Raw genomic sequence first — 18,895 nt, 5'->3', positions numbered from 1 at the left:
TAGAATTTCCAAACAGTAGAATTTCCGAACAGTCTCAGGATTTGGTGTGAGTGACGGTGCCAGCGGTCAGGATGCGCAGCACCCTGATCGCTTCCTCGCCGCTGGTGCGCGGTTCGGCGCGCGTCTCGATGCACTGGATGAAATGCTCCAGCTCGCGCGTCAGCGGCATGCCCTGGGCAACCGCGACATAGGACGGCTCGTTGGTGGTGAACGCCCACTGGCCGCTGTCCTGCCACACCGCGTGGCGGTAGACCGCAAGCTTACGCTCCCATGGCTCGACATCGTCGAACACAGCCATCGCCTTGGTGCCGACCACGGTCAGCCGGCGCTCGCGATAGGGGTTGAGCCGCGACGTGAAGAGATGGCTGCGCAGCCCGTTGGGAAAGCGCATATGCAGGTGCGCGAAATCGCTGAGATTGTCGAGGAGTGCCGCCCCCTCGCCGCGCACCTCGATCGGCTCGGTGCCGGTGATGGCCAGGATCATCGACAGATCGTGCGGCGCCAGGTCCCATAGCGCATCGTTCTCGGTATGGAACTTGCCGAGCCCCAGCCGGTGCGAATGGATGTAACGGACCTCGCCGAGCTCGCCCTTGTCGATCAGCCCTTTCAGCGTCTCGAAGGCGGGATGGAAGCGCAGGACATGGCCGACCATGAACACACGCTTATTGTCCTTGGCCGCCTGGACCGAGCGCTCGGCATCGGCCACCGTCAGCGCGATCGGCTTTTCCACCAGCACGTCCTTGCCGTTCTCGACGGCGCGCACGGCGAGGTCGGCATGGAACTGCGGCGGCAAGGCCATGATGATGGCGTCGATGTCATCGCGGACGAACAGCTGGTCCGGCTCGATCGCCAGGCAGTCCTGTTCGCTGGCAAAACCTTCGGCGCGGGCACGATTGGTGTCGGAAACCGCGTGCAACGCGCCGAGCGCCTTGAGGGTGCGGATGTGGTTTGAGCCCCAGTATCCGCAACCGAGGACTGCAATGCGCGGCTTCATCTGTTTCAAACTCTAAAAACTCGTGGCCGAGACATAGCGACGTGCCCCGTCGAACTCAACCCCGGCGGCCGCATCCAGGTGTTCGCGCGGCAAAGCTTTTCGCCATCGAGAATATGCGGCCCTATCGAATGCATCGAAGCTTGACAGGCTCGCCCTCCCAACCTTATATCCGCCCGACCTTGGCGAACGCCTCGAAATGCCTTGCGATTTAAGGCGGATTTCGGGCCTTTCGCCGCCCTGGCGGGGTAGCTCAGTTGGTTAGAGCACGGGAATCATAATCCTGGGGTCGGGGGTTCAAGTCCCTCTCCCGCTACCACCCTAAACCCACTATCGTACGTAATAGTGGGATCTTGCCTGTGGCGCTCCTCGGCCACCGCGCGTTCCCCAGCATAGCGCGCTTGGGGAAATGTGTTGCCGCCGATGAGGGCGGCAAGCTTGCCTTTGACCTCGACCTCAATACCCTGTCGCGCCCCTTTGGGATGAACCGTCACACTGTGAACGAGCGCGCGGAAGCTCTTCACCAGCGCGCCTTGATCGTCATTCGCATCGGCGTGATGAGCTAAGACCGAAGCTAGCTCATCGACCGTTTTGACATACCTCTCTATCGCCGCTGGATGTACCGTAAGGGTTGATGGCGCCTCTTCAAGATTGGCGAGTTCTGCCTCGGCCTCGATGCGTCGACCTTTCAGTTCGGCAATGCGTTCTCGGGCATCGTCGTCCCCAATGACTCCCTTGACTACCAAGTCAATGTTGCGTTGTCGCTCGGCTTCAATCCGTGCGATCTTTGTCTCAAGGGTGATCCGAGCATTGTTCGCACCGGCTGCCAGCCGTTGACGCTCTTGATTATAATTCCGCACATAGATCTCAATGAGACGCGGATCCTTCAGCTCATCACGCATTCCATCCAATACAGCATTCTCTACGTTCCGCAGGTAGACTATGCGACGATTGGAGCAGCTGCCGCTCTCACGAACTGTCGAGCAGCGGATTCGTGTTTTGCCAGTCTTGTTGCGGTCGTGCACCGACATGCCCGAACCGCAGCTGCCACATCGCAACAGGCCCGAAAGGAGGTGCGGCGGCCGACGCTTCACACTCGATTTCAGGCGAGATTTTTCTGTCTTCAAGGCCTGCGCGCATCGCCATATCTCTTCATCAACGATACGCAGCTGTTGGACGTCAATTGTCTGCCACTGGTCGCGGCTATTCGGACGGGACAGACGCCTGCCGGTATCTGGGTCCTTAACCATCCGAACCTTGTTCCAGACGATGCGTCCAAAATAAAGCTCGTTCAAAATCATCCCCGCGCCGCGTTGTGCATTGCCGTTGATGGTCGAGGCGTTCCAGCGACTGCCGCGAGGCGGACAAACGCCTTCGCGATTGAGATCTTGCGCTATTTCGCGTGGTGGCCGGCCAGAGGTATAGGCCGCAAAAATCCGGCGAACAACCTTAGCCTCCTCTTCAACGATCTCCAGTTCACCGGGTCTCCCGGGAACTGCCCTATAGCCGTATGCGCGACCGCCGGCATGGCGCCCGTCCCGAACCACTCCGGCCATTCCTCGGCGCACCTTTTTTGCACCGTCCTCGCGCTGCATCTGGCCCACCAGACCTCGAATTCCGATCAAGATTGCGTCGGCCGTACCGTCGTGAACAGCTTGGATCTCAATCCCCAGGAATGACAGTCGTTTGTGAAGCCCAGCGAGATCCTCCATATCGCGCGAAAGGCGATCGAGTGCCTCAACAATGACGACATCAAACTTTCGTTCGCGCGCCGCATCCATCATTCTTATCAGGCCATCGCGGCCAAACATCGAAGCGCCAGAGCGAGCTTTGTCCTCGTAGGCCGCAACCACATCAAGCCGATGCCGCGCAGCATACGCGCGGCAAAGGACTATCTGATCATCGGTGGATTTCTCGTTCTGCAGCTCGGTCGAGAACCGGGCATAGATGGCTGCGCGTGTCATTCATGAACCTCGCCGTTACGGCCAATTGCTTCGACATCCCAATTAGATGTCGAAGCAGATAGCCTCACGGCGAGATGATCGCGCCTAGCGTCGGCAATCGCAAGAGCTTCCACGAACCGAACTAGCATAGGATCGAGCGCATGTTGCACCGCCCGACGCGTGCAGGCATTTGGCCCAGCGGGATTCCGCCTGTTCACCGATTGCTTCATCGGAGTGAAGGATGTGGGGCCGTGCAGCGATAAGGAAGCGGGCCGAGCGCATGTTCGTACAGATCGGACACGACGACGTGCAAAAGGGACAGGCGCCGGCGGGATCATCTGGCCAACCCGCTGGCTGTCGATTCGAAGCCCGAGGTCCAAAATCACTGACTGCATTACCAAACCCGAGATTCGTTGATCGTGCCGATTTGATCATGCCAAGCCGCATCGCTCAGACAATCATGGTAGGCCCGGAGGGACGCTGTCTTTCAACAAAATCAAACACGGCTGTTCTTGCGGCGCGCCCAAGGCTCGCGGACATGATGCCCATTCGATTGCTTAAAGCATATAACCCATTGAAATTACTGGCAAATATTTCACGCAACCGCATAAAGCCCGACATCAGAGCCGCCAAAAAAATACGCTTTTGATTAAAGGGAAAATTGGCGAAAAAAAATATTTTGAGGTTCATCAACTATCGGCATCAATCGGACGATTTTTGCGCGTGGTGACGTCCGACAACATAGGACAACTTAGCCTAAAAGTACTGTTACGCAGGCCGACGTTTAGCCCTCGAAAACGCGAAGATATCGCCGGCCCTGTTGTCGCAATTGCCGAGTTGGCCAAGATCGTCACTTCCACCGGAACGCAATCCAACTACAGTGAGTGATGAGTTCATCGTCTCCTGGTAATCCAGCTCTTTCCGCAAGGCTAACGAAACTCGACGATCACGCGGGCCACACCCCCGCTATCATTTAATGTCAGATCGATCCGTTCAAGCATTGATGCGGCGCCTTGGGTTCGACCAATGCTAACGAGGTCCTCTACGAGGCTGGCCGCCACCCCACCCAACGAGCCCAAATGCCCCCGGTGGCCCAGCGCCGGCAGACCGCCAATGATCTGCAAGGCATCTTTAATCAACTGCTCGTAGTTCGCCACGCCGCGCCCATTGTATGCCACAGCACCTGCTATGAGTCGGCTATCCGAAAGATCGCTGAATAGGTAAGCCGGATCCCCCGGGGTTGTGTTAATTCGGTGGATTAGCCAAAGGATAGCCCACACGTAGCTGTGGTGGGGACTAAAGCCAGCGTCATCGTGGCCGGATATCTTGCCGATAAGGGAGAGTGACGCAGCAGCATCAAAGTCGTTGCTGGCCTCCGCCGCAGCCGCGATCTCACTGGTATACAAGTTGGACAAGCCCGGGCCTCGAATAAAGCGTGATTTCTCTCCCAGTTGCCCCGTAAGTTCTTTCCAGTACGGATCCTTCGGATTTCCGCATTGCGCAGGATCCCGAATAGGCTGGCTCGGACCAACAGTGCCATGCTTGCTTTCAACCCAAGAGACGGCCCTGAAAATGGTCAGGAGTCGCGCGACAGCATTGGCGTCAAGAGGCTCCTTTGCCTGGCCCATACGACATCCGAGGAACCCGATTGCAAAGGCGACGGCGGCGCTTGCGATGTCTTCTTGCAAAGCCCACAGGCCCTTTTCGCTGGCACGCATAGACTGAATGAGCGCGGTCGTTTTCTGAACTGTCAGAGTGTTCGGACGATCACCGAGTGGCGTTTTATTCCACTTTGACCAAAACGCCTGAAAATCATTTTTCTGAAGGCCGACGCACCCTTCGGTACCCGCTACGTTGCCATCCGGATGAATGCCTATACCGGTCCTGCTCGTGGAAAAATTGGGGCTAAGTGGGATGAAGAAACATAACTGAGCGCCGTTTTGGTCCGGGAGGCAGTAGCCGACCGGCATATCTGGCCCAGTCTGCACATTCCGGACCTTCACAGTATAGTCGCCGATCTCGATGTACCCGTTGCCGTATGGCCCGCTTACAGCGGCGAATGCATCACCGTCCCACACAACTCGCCCGACTGCTTCCTGGCCATTGCTGGTGTCTGAGACGCTATCAATCAGAAAACTGAACATAAGGCCTCCAAGCCTGCGTTAGTTAAAGCACCGGAATGGGCGGAGAGATGGAGATAATTCTAGCCTGAGCTTCTGGCATTGAGGAAAGACGTACTGGGCTAACGGCAACACCTGCGTCTAGACCTGAGCCTGTGAATAGCCAGTCCCATGAGAATGCTGTTGGATCCTGCCCAGAGGACAAAGTCAGCATCGAGATGTCGCCCCAGAACGCGCAAAGAGATTTGCCTTTGCCGTCCAGAAAGTTGCTCGGCACCAATGTAATGGACTCAAACTCGCCGAAAGGCAGCGTCGGCGTACCATCGACAATAGATGTCTTTGCGGACAATGCTTTCCCGTCAGTGAAGACACAGGTCGATAAAACCTTTCCATCGACGATTGAAAATCGCACCGAGTTCAAGGCACTGGAGTTCACTGGGACAGTGATATTGAATGTGAATTTCGCGGCCTTGTTGTCCGGATTGATCGAAACTGTAAAAGCTATCTGACTCAACGCTTTGTTACCCGTGGTGTCACCCAGGGGACGGTAGAAGAAAGTTAGTCCAGCGGGTTTGGACGACCCAACAAATTTGTCTCCAAGCACAGCATACACATCAAAGGTAGCTCTATTCATCTCAGGAAGCTGCGAGTCGAATGCGATCGGTCGCGCTGGTGTCTCGAATGTCACCAGCCGCAAGGCACCCCCAGCCGTCTTGTCCGGCATACCATTGATGGCGCTTCCAGCCACAAGCCTTGCCCCCTTGTAGATCTCGATTGGCCTGCCGATCCCTTCTGCCCATTGGGTCGAGATCGCCGCTGCGTGCCTATGGACGAATAGAGGGTTCTTTTCGAGACGTGGGACAGCGGCGATCACCAATTGGTCGGTTTTGCGGACCAGGTTAGCGACTTCGTTGTCTTTCAGCCGAAGAACAGTCAACTCGCGCACATCGATGCGTTCTTCGCCGTTTGCGTGCAAGGCTTCGATCACATCGAAGGACTTGCCAGTGCGTGTCCAGTTCATGTGAGTGACAGCGCTTGCTGCCGTTGGCGCGATGCGTGGGACGACGTTGAAATCCAGGGTCAAAGCTTCGGGAGGGACGGTCCACTCGAAGCTTGCCATGACATGAGGCAGGTTGCTCTCCCCCGCGGCGATGCTCCCCGCACTTCTGAAGTTGGGTTTGGGACTACTGGTCATCGCCCCCGGCAAAGCAAAAAGAGTGAGCGAAGCACGTCCCTCTTCCAGTGGTAGATGCAAGAGGGCCATCTGACTGGCAAAACGTTGCTCCGCTGTCGCAATCTCGCATTCTGGCAGTTGTTGTGGTCCCTTTGGATCGATCATTACCGGCAAGACGGATGCGATCCATTTCCCATTGACGGCTTTTACTCTGAGCACGTCTCTGCCGAGAACGGAGAGTGTAAAGTCCTGTCCGAATTCAATCCAGGCGGTTTCGGAGGTCAGCACTTTCTTGGGGGCGATCTCGGCATCCAGCACCCAGCGGTGATCAAGATAGCGACGCATGGCAACTGAGAGGAAATGTTCCTCAAGAGAGCCAGCACCTGCATCCTGTTCTCGCGCGAACCGGGGCTTGAGCAGGTACGCACAATTGGCGTAGGTCGGCGCCGGAGCGGTTGGCGTATCGAAGGTGAGACCAATCGGCCCTTCGCTCTCAAGTGTCAGTGCCCTTGCATCATTTTCCGAGGTGGGTCGATAGTGCAGTCTCGGATCTGGCCCGAACTCCTTTCGCGAATCGACTACATGAACGCCAGGCGGTGTTGTTTCGAAACCAAACCCAAAGCCGGTTCGAATCTCGGCGCTGATACGATCTGCAAGACCACCGTGCGCAAATGGCCGCTCATCCAGAACGGCCATCACTGGAGGCGCACCGGCATCGCTGTCGCGCTGACTTGCTGCCACAGTGAGCGGCATCAGTGCACGCAATTGCGGTCGAGTCAGTTGCAGACGTGTCGGGTCAGCAAGCATTGCCATGCGAACCCAGTCTCCTGACTCGTAAGCTGGCTGCGTTGATCTCTTCGAAGGCAGGATCGCCCCGGCATAGCGGCTATGCAAAGTGAGCCTATGCCGAAACATCGTGGCCGACTGCTCTGCCCAAGGGAAACTTTGCAACAGTGTCGCGGCAGGGGCAGGATCGAGTTGTTTGGCCGGAGGAGTGTCGCCATCCTCATCGTCATGATCGAAGAACGCTTCTGTCTCGAACTCGTTCAGTCCGTTTACGGTGTCTGCGATCCGGAATGCAGGCTCGAAATGTGGCTTGCCTTGCTTTGGATCGAGCCAGCTGTAGATCGGCCGACCGGTGAAGCGCCAGCGTTGTGTCTTGGTTTCAATGCCGCCCAAGATACGCCAGTGCCAAGCATCAGCTTCTCCGATGAGCAAGCTGCCGTCTGCCAATAGATCATAGCTGCGCTGCCGTCCTGCTGGGCGCACCACCAATGCCCGTGCCGCAAGGTTGGGCCAGCCGTGTTCGACATCGTCCAGCACTCCAGTCATGGCCTCGATCGTGAGCGTTGGCCCCTCAAACTGGTACATTCCGCTGGAATGCGCCACGGCCAACTGGCGAATGCCTTTATCAATGACTGGCTGGGCAGATTTGCCTTCGCCAAACAGCGTCTCCGAAACCAAGGCGCGTATCTTAAGTTTCGCGACAATCCCCTTCGGAACGATAACCGTTACCTTCCATCTCGGAATGCCGGGCCCCACCTTCTCCTCAACTGCCTTCAAGACGAGCTCTTCGCCTTCGCATCGAGCCTCCAGCCTGGCGGCGGCGGCATCCGATATCTGCTGAAGCATGCGATGGATCGAAGTTTCTCTGAGCTCAGGCCACTTGCCGAGCTCATCAATCGGGACATGAGCGTATTTCGGTGTCAGTTTGCTACTGGCAACCATTTTGGAAGGTGTCGTTTGATCCTTCTTTCCTACATCCAGACCATCAACTGCGGTGAGTTCCAACTGCAGGCCGCTAACAGCGAGGTCGGGTAACTGATCGGCAAGTGCTGACAGGGCTTGGTTCTGCATCCGGCCGACATAGGCAGTCATCACATTGATATGAAAAACTCCTGCGTCCGCATTCTTGGGGGGAAAGGCCGCACCCTTGAGCGTGTCGCTTGCGATCCATCTGTCAAAATCAGAAAACGTCATGCGAGGGAACTGAACAAGCCCGTTTACCGGTTTCCTGACTTCCGGGCGCCATACGTTTGCGTCGTTCTCAGCCAGCATCAGAGTACTGTCGCCACCACGCCGCGATGCCGAACTGCTGGTCAAGGAGGCCCCCGTGGGGTCGGCAAAGCTGACGCTTGCTCCCTGGCTCTTGCTTACAAGCCGCAACCGCAGCCACAGAGGGTTCTTTGTGACCGGGATCGGCGATGGCACTTCTGTCAATTTCGCGACTGCATCGCCTGTCTGCGATACACCTATCCAATAGGTGTAGTCTTGTGCGTCTTTGTTGTAGTCGATCCGGATAGCGATCGAACCGCCGCAGAAGGGTGCTGTCGCGGGGAATGAGAATGGGGTTTGCCCTTCCAGATCAGGCAGCGCTTTGGCTTGGTTAAGAAAGGTTGCTGTCAATGTGCCTGCGTTCGCCCACCACCACATATCCTTGATTACGATTTCGACCCGTGGATTGTCATTATCAGGAAGGCTGATCGAACCGGTTCCATCCGAGTTGCGGAGGACGTCCAGCAATCCGTTGGATGTGTTAGAGGCAGAAAGGCAGAGACGAGGATAATCTTTGGACAACGGCAAAACACCGCTCAGTGCGGTTCCGATCCGGGGATCGTCTCCTGGCGACAGTCTTTCCGTCAGCATTACACGGCCGATTGCGGTGGTTCGCCGGTACGCATAGGTCTGGACCAGATGTGGTTTGGTCGGCACAACCGGGGTTGGTGGCATTGTCGTTTCGGACGGTATCGTCCCCGGCAACCACGGCGTTTGCGGCGTGATTTGCAGATTCTGTGGCAGCGTGCCCGCTTTGCCGATGACATGTGCTGCTAAGTCGTAGGTCTCGCCATAGGCCAGAGCCGGAAGCTTACCGCCGATTGGTGCTGCTGGATCGTCGACATCATAGAAAGGCTTGAGATCATCGGCCTTTGGCGCATCCACGGATTTGGTGTCGATAAACGCGCTCGAAGCCAGCGGCAGTCCGCTATACTCGAAATACAGGCTCCTCTCCCCATCAACGGCGATTGGCTGCAGCGGCTCTATTGTCTGCTGAGCGAAGGTATAGCCGTCTATCTGATAGTTCTGCTTGAGCTCGGCCAGATTGGCATAACGCCATGACGTTCCTTGGCGGCGAACGAGAAGTGCGATGCCGTTGTAGCGTTGGTGAAAAGTGTCTGCGTCGTTGATGTCAGTATCGACTGCTATCTGGACAGGAATATTGCGCGGCACCGGGTCGGGCAGGAAACGGCTCGTCGCAGCCGGAAAAAGATCACGTGCGACTAAAAGCAGGGCTTTGTTGAGTGACCTTTCGAAGGATTGCTTAGCGCCGGCCTCAAGCCAATCCGTCGAGACACCTGGAAGACACTTTGCCAGCTCCATCATCTTCGGCGAGGACACCTTGTTCGCTTTCGACGGATCAAAGAGGCGAAGCCTGGCCTCAAACCATCTGGACCTGACAAGCCGTTCTTTCAGGCAGTGATCATCCCATTCCCCGCCTTTCATCTCCGTTCTTGCATCCGAGACGAGGTGCGACTGGAAAAGAGAGCCCTGCGCAAGACGCGTGGCATCAAGCCCGTTGAAGCTGTCGTCAATAAGGCTGTGAAAGCGCACAATCATGTTCGCTGCGTGGGCTGGACCTTCTGTTGGCTTGTTCGTGATGAGTCCCAGCAGCCAGGCGGCATCGACACCAGCTTGCGCCAATACATTCTTGGCAACCTCTTCGAGACCGGACTCCTCTTGCATTTTTTTGGAAAGCAGGCCGAGCTCGGTGAGAACCTGCCGTTCCAGCGTCGTGCCGAAATGTTGTTGCCAAGAAACGGCGGCCGCGGCTGCGTCCATCGGAAGGTTGGCTGGAGCGTACTTCTTAAACAGACTCAGTAGCAGCGGAAGCAGGGTCGCCTGCCCGTCGAGCGGGTCGGCAGGCTCAGGAATGTTAAATGCCGTCGAGAGCAATGTTCCGAGTGTTGATGGAACGGCGGGCTCGTTGGCTTTGGCGTTGCCAAGGGCAGCTGCTACGATTTTGTCCCTGACTTTTGTTGCGAAACCGGTGAGATTGAATTCGATCGGATTTTGATTGTTCTTCTGCTGCTCCCGGTTCTCTTCCTCTAGCAAGGCGATCAGCGCTGCGACGAACGGACCTTCGCGCTGGCTTTCCGCCATGGTCAAGGCAAGGTAGGCCGGGTCGAGAAGAGTAACGAGGCCGTTGACCCCGAGCCACAGGGCGCGCTTCAAATCCGTAAGGGTTGGGGCCACTGTGACTGCCCCCATCATGGCCTTGTCGTCCGGCAACAAGGACTGGACCTGTGGCAACGTCCACAGTAGTGATGGGCCAGCCTCGCGTATCCGCTTCAAGGAAACTGCTGTTTGCACGTTGCGCGGCTGAACCTTTAGGTATCCGCTTGCCGCATCGATCAGGCTTCCAGGATCTTCAGTCGGGATTAGAAGAGTACTCGCCTTCACATCGTAGTCTGGCATCGCCCCGTTGCCAGGCACCGAAACCCTCACAGCGGTCTGACCGTCTTCACTGCCCTGTCCCAGTTCGCATGAGATCTCATCTGGAGGCGCTCCTGGAGCCTTATCAAACATTGGCAGCAGCACCACGGAACTTTCTTTGATTGCTGTGGCTGCCGTAGCCCGAACGAGCCGAACAAGCCCTGCGACCTGCGGCAGCGGTGCTGGCCAATTGGCAACGGAGTCTAGCAAATGGCCAGCACCGAGATCGTGATAGTCAACTTCGCCTGACGGCACAGATTCCGACCATCTCCCCCCTGAACGGTCGGTCAACCATTGGCCAAGATCCTTCGCCAGTCCCAACGGTGAACCCCATTCACCCATTTCCGCGCTGACGGTATGTTCCCTAACCAGTTTGCCCTTGTTCATGGGGTCGTTGATGTCAACTTCGAGCCGATAGGCAAGAAGGCGGACATCCTTAACGTTGGACAGGAAGTTTCTTACCGCCGCCTCAGCTGTCGAGAGGTCGTCGCTGGCAAAACCGAACGCGGCGGAAAATATATGCGTCCAGCTGGGGGCAAGTATTGTGCCGTGAAACTCTTGGGGCTCGAATTGTGTGGTGATCTTTATGGTGATCGTCATGGTCAACCCCGCGCCTTAAGCAGTTTGTCGGCCTTGTCTTTCGCCTTCGCCAAATCGGCGTTGTCGACTTCAGTCTTGCTGCTTAACGAGGTCGTCGTTTCAGAGCGCCCCCCGCGCATCTTGTACTGGACGTTGGCGCGTGCCCTGAGCGTGAAAAACATCGAGATGCGGACTGACACCGTCAACGTTCCCGTGGCATCGATTTGGCCTGTGTCTCGATAAGCCAAGCGTAGCAGCAGTCCGATATAGACGGTGACGATGCCTGCGATACTGACGTTGCCGGCGATCAGAAGCACCAGTGAAACGGTTAGACCTCCGCCGCTGCTCCCGATCAGCTTTCGGTAGGCGAGTGCCACCGAAAGAGTGATCATGATGGAGCCCGAGACAGGCCCGAACGCAAAACCGAGTGATGCCGAACCGCCTGCGGCCGCCTCAACGACGACCATCAACTGGTTATCGAACGGTCGATATTCCGTATCGACGGTGATGTAGCCGGTTCCACCAATGATAAAGATCGAGAAGATGAAAGGCAGTTCAGGCTTGCTCAACGAGAACCTATCCGAGATGACGAAGTCGGGGTAGGCGACAAGCCCGAAGTGGTTGGAGATCTGGATGTTGGTGACGCCGCTCGTGCCGTACATAAGGTCGATCGGTGGGACCGAGAACTCGTGCTCGAGGCCGACCGGGATGCCATTCAACTTGATGACTTTCAGTCCACCAAAATCGTCAGGGAACAGGCTACCCAACGTGTCTTGGATGAATTGGAAAGTCGGGTTGAGCTTGATGTTTTTCGGATCGAAATCGATCTTCAGACCCGTCGAGCGCTCGTAGTGAATTGCTACTTTTTGTAGGGACACCATCATCTGGCCGCCCACCACAGCCTCGATGTCAGTGGATAGCGTGGCCCTGCCAGTCTGCTCTACGCTATCGGTGTCCTTGCTCGCCTCGAGCCTCACCTGTGCAACGAAGCGGCTTCTCACAAAATCGAGTTCAAACGGCCCAATATTGAACAATGCCCGTCGCTCTGGGAGCGGCAAGTCGATGTCGATCTGCACCCAGGCGCGGAACAGTTTTTTGTCGAAGGCATGAGTGACCTTGACGTGATCCATTGCCCCGTCCGGGAGTTTGTCACGAAGCATGCCATTGAAATTGAGGCCCGCGAGGTTGAGGAACTTAAGATTGTCCAGTTCCAGTCGGTCACTGATCTGTTGGAACGAGAAGTTGATCCCCAGCGCCTTCAACTCATCGCCCAGCCGTCCGAACCAGGCTTCCACGGGTGTCGTGTCGATGACGTCGTTGAGTTTGTCGAAGTAGTAACCGATCCGTTCCCGCGCGAAGTCGAGGTTCGGCAATTCGGGAACCGACGCGACAGCCGCATAGAGTTTCAACACATTGTTCGGCAGCGACTGCAAATTGCCGGAACCGATGTTTCCGGCTGTCTCAAAGACCTTTTCGGCGTAGCCCGTTGCAGCCGAATAGGTTGCACCGAGCTGGTTGCCAATCAGGCGGACATCCTTATCGATCTGGCTAGCAAGTGATATGAGCTCCTTCGGCGAGCCGAGCACCTTATCGATACTTGCGATTATGGCGTTGGCGTCGTTCTGAAGTTCCTTCCCCAAGCCCGCGAACTGCCCCACTGCGTTCTCAAGCCCGCCGCCGAGGGCGGTGCAAGCCTGCGTGAGCTGTGCGCTTGCCGCGCCGATGTTTTCTGAAACGTATTTGCCGAATCCATCACGCGCTGTTTCAGCAAACAGCGAAACAATTATCGTCAGCCGTTCTTTCGTCGGTACGTCAATGTCGCTTACGCCAGTGAAAATGCGTTCGACGACATTCTCGATGAAAGGCCTTATGATCTTCGCGATAAGATCGTCGCCGCTGAGAAGCGCTTCGAAGGTGGCGACCTTGCTGGAAATCACATCAGCGGTATCCGAAGCAAGCTTGATCGCCCCTTCGATCTTTGCGACCACGCCGTCCCTAAGCGCATTGCGGATAAGCGTATCGGTTCTATCAACGGCCTTGTCGATGATCCCGCCTACCGAGACGAGGTCAGACACGACCGCTTCGATGTTGGCGGTGAAATCGTCAGCGACAGCCTCGAATTCCTTGGCGAGGTCGGCTGCACCGCCTTGGCTGATCGCCTCTGTGATGTCGATGGCCTCGGCCGCGATCACACTTGACTGTCGGATCGGCTCGACCACGGCGTCCACCGAGCTGGTGATAATTCCAGCTAGCGCTCTGCTGTCAGAAGTAGCCTTTCCCTTCAGTGCCAGAAGGTTATCGCCGAGCTTCTTGACTGTGACGCCGATGGTTTTGATTGGCTCCTTGAGGTCGCTGATGCGTTTGTCGTTTGGCGCGGCCACCTTCTTGGCTAAGTCATCCAATTTGGCATTTATGCCGTCGAAGAAGCTTGGCGTCGGCGGTTGCGGAAAGAGCGTCGCGATCTTGTCGATGACCGGATCGAGGCGTTCCACTATTGCAGTCTCGGCTTTACGGAGATCGCCAAGTGCACTTTCGGCGCTAATCTGCGCCAGGACCTCCGCCACGACGGCCCCAACCCGTCGCGACAAATCGTCAAGTTCGGTCGAAAGCCTGAGTTGTGCGTCGGAGACAGCCGAATTCACCTCTCCGAGGACGCTGTTCCGTTCGGCGTCCAACGTTTCCAGAACCACGCGCACGCGTTCGGGCGACCATGGCTTGCCATCATCGTAGGCGCGCCGCATATCTGCCAATCGCCTGCTGAGCGTCTCTTGGACTGAAAGTACGTCGCTCTCGAAATCGCGCACGATACCGCGTGCCGCCTCAGCGCTATTGCCAAGACCGAGTTGATCGGTGCCCATGCCAGACAGTGCTGGCTTGATGGCATCGACTGCACCTTCCTTTATCGCGTTCTTGAGATTCTCTATATTTCCAGGAAATTGACCGATCAGATCGTAGGCTTCGTTCTCGTATGTTGAGAGACTGTCGAGGATCAAAAGCTGTTTGCGTTGAAGCGAGCCGAGATAATCGTCGACCAGCTTCTCGCAACGGCTTTTCAGTGCTGGAAGGATTTTGTCGACTCCGTCCAGCGCTGCGGCTGCTGCTTTCGCGTGCGTCAAGTAGCCCTTGAAGTCCTTATCCGTATCGACGAAGCGATCCCTTGCGGCCTCCAGCTCTCCCTTTAGGAAGGTTGCCGTTGTTGTGGTGTCTGTTTGGCTGCCGGAGGCCGCAGCTTTGAGAAATGCATCGAGGGCCGATCCCAGGTCCTTAAAGGGCTTCGGCGCCTGTTTTGCATGAAGCCAGGAAGGCAAAACATCAACGCCCACAGGGAGACGCGGGATCGCTGCGGTCGCCGTCGCCGCTTGTGTAACCGCTGTTGATGGTTGCGCGACCGAGCGCATAAAAGTAACGGAATCCAGACCTGCAAAGATCGGCTCCGCGGACCGCCCGGCATTGAGCATGGTCTTAAGCGAAGGCGGGGCCAGCCGCCATGTGTAACGCCTATGGCCGCGCGGTATGCGCAGAGCGCTCGGCTGGCGGCTGCTGCCGTCATCGGCCAGAGGTGCTTGCCACCCGTGCGCCGGCGCAGGAAGGGCGCTCAGATCGATGCCGATCCGTGGCTGCCAGATATCGGTGTTGTCGCCACCAGCCTTGAAGTCGGCGAAGAAGTAAAGGTTATCTGGGTCGAGGCATTCTTGAGCGGTTAGCGGGTTATCGCCGTCGCCTTCAGCGCGTGTAACGAAGGCCACGTCAGGACGGGGATAGACTTGCGGCCTTTCCCGCGCGCTTTGCCTGTTCCATAGCGGGATTTTCCAGCCATAGTCGCCTACGTCCTCGCTCCAGGCGCTATCTACGTTAATGATCTTCGTGTTGAACCGTACTGAATCGAGGAACCCGGCGCTGGCGACCTTCGCTACAGAGAAATCCGGGTATGCGCGCTGTGGCTGCAGGAGTTCGACATACTCCGACACCTTGCGCAGAACAGGACGGCGTGTGCGTGTTTTGATGCCACCAATTGGCGTGAATTGCGCCGTTGGGTTCACAGTACGTTCGTAGACAACGACGTGCTTGGCTCGATGCCAAAGTACTCCGATGCGTCCGATCACTTCAACCTTGTGGCGCTGTACGAAGCCATTACGGGTCTCGGAAATGATCGCCACTTGTCGACTGAGAAATTTGGCGGTCTGGTCCGCATCACCGCCATTTGGCGAAAGTGCAATTCGCTCGATAGATCCACCATCGGAAGAAGGGCTTGCGAGAAGTATATTGAACAAGTTAGCGGATTCGATCGGCCACAAGGCCCCTCCGCTGAGACCATGTGGGCGCGAGCGTGGTCGTCCATTGGCAAAGTCGGCTGGCTCGGTCAGCAGCCCCTGGGCAACAGCCGGACGGTGTACCGCCGTGCCTCGCAGTGAAAAGGTCACCCCATCCTCGAAGCGCGCCGGAGCGAAAGCGGCGCTGCTCTTCAGATCGCGGCTCCAGATTTCCAGCCGCTCGGGACGACGTGCCAGGGCTCGACTGACACCGTCCCATCGCTTTGTAATCGCCTGGTCCGGGTTAGAGGCCCGCGGCTTGCCAGGCGGCCGACCAGTCAGAGCCTCTATCTCAGCAACGCGCGCGCCGCGTGCGATGCCCGTCTCACGCGAGACATCGACACCTACACTCAGGCCGTAGAGAAACTCGCCGCGCAATGCTGCGAGCGCGGAACCAAGTCCGTAGGCTCCACTCTGTCTGAAGATTTCATAGCTTGCCCATTCCGGCAAAAAATAGCCGCGTTCGACATCACTCGGCTGCACCCAAATTTCGGTAGAGGGGGCAAGGCGAAATTCGACTGCGCGCCATTGGGGCGGTTCGGGCAACTTTGCAGCGCTCCCAGATGGGGGCGGGTAAATCACCGGCTCCAGCAAGGGGCTGGTGTCGGCAATTTCCGGATCGTGAATCTCCAGCCGGCGTGGCTTATCCATACTTTCGCCAGCCACCTGCGACGGCAGTTCATAATGGTACCTGTCTTGGACAAGCTTGAACTGCCAGTTGCGCGTATCGCTATCGTAACTGGCTACCTGTGCGTTGTCCTGGGAACCTCGGTTGCCAAGCGTCGCCGAGCGGAATTTCAGGATGCTGAAAGGTTCTTCGCCGAGCACGACATATTGGCGGTCGATCCCTGCGCTATCTGCCCCTGCACCTTGATCGAACAGCACCGCAGTCAGGTGCCTGTCGTCATCCGCCGAAATCGTCTCGTTCAAATCCAGAAGGAATTTGCCATCATCGCTGCCCGGATTAAGTGACAACAGAAGTGGCCTCGGCCGCCCACTCCGGTCTCCCCATGAAACGTCGGTGCCTCGCGGAATGACTGTATCAATTGCGAACCGCAGCCGGATATCGATGCTTGCAGAACGGTAGACACGGCCTGGGTCGGCTCTATCGCTTATCGGCGCACGCTGGCCGAACCTCCAATAGCTGTAGTCAGCTTCCCCTGGGTCCTCAGCAAGATAGCGGGTAGTAGGGGTTTGGAACTCCACTCCTCCCACCCGACCTGTCAGGGCCTGAAGCTTTGCTGAAGGCATAACAGGATCGGGCGGTGTTAGCCTGAAATGCGAAAACTGGCTGCTCATGCCTTTCTCCGCAGCCCCGTCGTACTCTAACGTTACCACGACAGTCTGTTGCCCAGAGGGAAAGGCAAACGAATATGGAGTGATCGTGGCCTTTAGCTTGGCTTGGAGCTCGACAGGTTCTTTAGGGTTTTTACCACCAAGGAATCTCAGTTCGGGCCAAAGTGTGAGCTTCAACGGCGCGCCAGACCAGCCGATACCCGGCGAGCGCGTTCCCAAATCGAGCGAGCCATTATTGGAAAAGCTGACCGCAACCTGTCCCGTCAAAGCAAATCGGATGCCCCGTCCCTGGACTTCAATCTCGGACAGGATCGATTGTGGCTGCGGTGCCTCGATGTGCTGAAGATCGAGTCGCGCAAGCCGCATACCACGAACGGCGTCGGCGAAGAGCGTTGATAGGTTTGTATTTCCCGGTTGATTGGAATCAATGCTGGTTTTGCCGACGGAAACACTGATGTCATCCTCGAAGCCGAGGCGGACGGTGACGGAAGGGTCGCCAACGTGAACTTCGCCAACTCGCCAAATGTCCTCAGATGCGAGTTTGTAGCTCAGATCTAGTTCTACGATCAGGGTATCAGTATTGGTGGTTATCCATTCAGAAGGCCTGTCGGGATTGAGGATCGACAGAAAGTGATAGGTGTGCGGCTTGCCTCCGGGGTTTACAGTCACATCACGGACTATCAGATCACCTATTTTTTGTGCGCTCGGGCTCATGCCGACGACCGACGAACGGAAAACCATTCGTGTCGTTGGACTGTTGGGGTTCACGGTGTCGATTGGAAAGGAGACACTGTCCGTAAAATGGCCGCTTGTGTCTCCATCGGTGGTGACCCGATGTTGAAAGGTCCAGTTCCCCCCTTGCAGGCCTGCCATGTCGCCGAGGCGACCAAGGACCGCGTTTCGATATGTTTTTTGGTCGTCCAGCCAATAGCGAGCCCGTGACGCATTTGTCTTCGAGCCCCGAGGGAAGTATATAAAATCGCTCGCGCCACCCGTCCTCGAGAACCCCATCCCCCCGAGCCATTTATCCTTGATGACGGCAGGCGTCGTAATCTCGATGTCCCTCTGTGCTCCAGTGGCCGTTGATCCAGCCATGAAAGTCGCCACATCGAGGGGTTTTTTTGGGTCGATGTTCGAGGTGATGATAGGCGAGTAGGTCACACTGAACGGGAGCGCCTGGACCGGTTTTTTGTTCACCATACTTTGGGGGGTCAGTGTCGGTAGTGCCAAGTTGAAGCGGATCGTGGCGACTGTGGTCTTAGCTTCGGTGACAGCACCAATCACCACCTCGCTAAAGAACGTCTTGTCACCCTGGTCATAATCTGATGCCAGGATCCACCGCGGATTGGGGACGGGATCGCCACCCTCCGTGAAATTATTCTTAGGATCGAGCGCGAACTGATCGAATACCCGGGCACCACGAAACAGAAGTCGATCACCTGTGCCGGCTGCGAGGGAGCCCTTCCCATCGAGACGCAGACGGACCTCGACGACCGATTTGAACATGTGTGCAAGAGACTTCGCGTCGGCTTCCTGCAGCTGAGGCAATTCTGCGAAGTCTGCGGCAGTCAGGTTGAACTCGGTCGAGACGGCGCCACTGAGACTGGAACGCGGCAAAAAACGGAGGACCGCGTTGAGGTTGCCCTGGTCTTCCAGATAGTGAATCTCGAGCACGCCATCGACGATCATCGTCGGAGAGGTGTTTGGAAGTGGCGGCCAATCAAACGTTCCGAAGATGCGAAAAGCAGTATAGCTCGGAATCGTATCGGCCATTTCACCAGACCCACTGTTAGCACGAAAATTCCGCACAGCCACAATGCACGGGATCTCCGGCAGATGATCCTGAGAGATTTCGTCCCGGCGAAAGGACTCCGAAAGATTTACTCCGAATATTTCACAATTATGTGGAGCACTTCCTTGCGATCTTTCGCCGAACAACTCGGAATTTCGATCACCTCACGATACATATACGCTGACTCTTTTGCACTATT

General features: G+C 56.8%; 6 protein-coding genes, 1 tRNA gene and 1 pseudogene. 2 read left to right on the top strand and 6 right to left on the bottom strand.

The genetic code is table 11. The features are described from left to right. Positions 1–34: 34 nt before the first annotated feature. Positions 35–994, bottom strand: a complete 960-nt coding sequence (locus EN808_RS03450; protein WP_127869816.1) for a Gfo/Idh/MocA family oxidoreductase — start codon at positions 992–994, stop codon at positions 35–37. A gap of 239 nt (positions 995–1,233) precedes the next feature. Between EN808_RS03450 and EN808_RS03445 the strand changes: the two genes are divergently transcribed. After that, positions 1,234–1,310, top strand: a tRNA-Met gene (locus EN808_RS03445). Between the two features lie 40 nt (positions 1,311–1,350). Further along, positions 1,351–1,557 carry a hypothetical protein gene (locus EN808_RS37770; protein ID WP_348630929.1) on the top strand — a complete coding sequence of 69 codons (207 nt, stop codon included), beginning with the start codon at positions 1,351–1,353 and terminating at the stop codon, positions 1,555–1,557. Positions 1,558–1,950: 393 nt separating this feature from the next. Here EN808_RS37770 and EN808_RS37765 read toward each other — a convergent pair. The 5 genes and pseudogenes from EN808_RS37765 to EN808_RS03420 all read right to left on the bottom strand — a co-directional run. Beyond that, positions 1,951–2,955 (bottom strand): annotated as a pseudogene (locus tag EN808_RS37765) (recombinase family protein); the annotation flags it as partial. Positions 2,956–3,384: 429 nt separating this feature from the next. Further along, positions 3,385–3,624 (bottom strand): hypothetical protein, encoded by a 240-nt coding sequence (locus EN808_RS03435; RefSeq protein WP_135915158.1) that lies wholly within the window; start codon positions 3,622–3,624, stop codon positions 3,385–3,387. A 239-nt stretch (positions 3,625–3,863) separates the two neighbouring features. Then, positions 3,864–5,078 carry a hypothetical protein gene (locus tag EN808_RS03430; protein WP_135915157.1) on the bottom strand — a complete coding sequence of 405 codons (1,215 nt, stop codon included), beginning with the start codon at positions 5,076–5,078 and terminating at the stop codon, positions 3,864–3,866. Between the two features lie 22 nt (positions 5,079–5,100). Beyond that, positions 5,101–11,319 (bottom strand): hypothetical protein, encoded by a 6,219-nt coding sequence (locus EN808_RS03425; protein WP_135915156.1) that lies wholly within the window; start codon positions 11,317–11,319, stop codon positions 5,101–5,103. Between the two features lie 2 nt (positions 11,320–11,321). After that, on the bottom strand, positions 11,322–18,677 hold the full coding sequence (locus EN808_RS03420) for a hypothetical protein (RefSeq protein WP_135915155.1): 7,356 nt from the start codon (positions 18,675–18,677) through the stop codon (positions 11,322–11,324). Between the last annotated feature and the right edge of the window lie 218 nt (positions 18,678–18,895).

It is taken from the genome of Mesorhizobium sp. M8A.F.Ca.ET.165.01.1.1, from assembly GCF_004792065.1.
Taxonomy (GTDB): Bacteria; Pseudomonadota; Alphaproteobacteria; order Rhizobiales; family Rhizobiaceae; genus Mesorhizobium.
The sequence above is the reverse complement of the archived record's forward strand: the minus strand, read 5'-3'. Positions and strand labels throughout refer to the sequence as shown.

Bases quoted from the DNA above. Each gene is read 5' to 3' on its own strand.
- EN808_RS03420 (WP_135915155.1), bottom strand. From the start codon at position 18,677: ATGGCCGATACGATTCCGAGCTATACTGCTTTTCGCATCTTCGGAACG.
- EN808_RS03430 (WP_135915157.1), bottom strand. From the start codon at position 5,078: ATGTTCAGTTTTCTGATTGATAGCGTCTCAGACACCAGCAATGGCCAG.
- EN808_RS03435 (WP_135915158.1), bottom strand. From the start codon at position 3,624: ATGAACCTCAAAATATTTTTTTTCGCCAATTTTCCCTTTAATCAAAAG.
- EN808_RS03425 (WP_135915156.1), bottom strand. From the start codon at position 11,319: ATGACGATCACCATAAAGATCACCACACAATTCGAGCCCCAAGAGTTT.
- EN808_RS03450 (WP_127869816.1), bottom strand. From the start codon at position 994: ATGAAGCCGCGCATTGCAGTCCTCGGTTGCGGATACTGGGGCTCAAAC.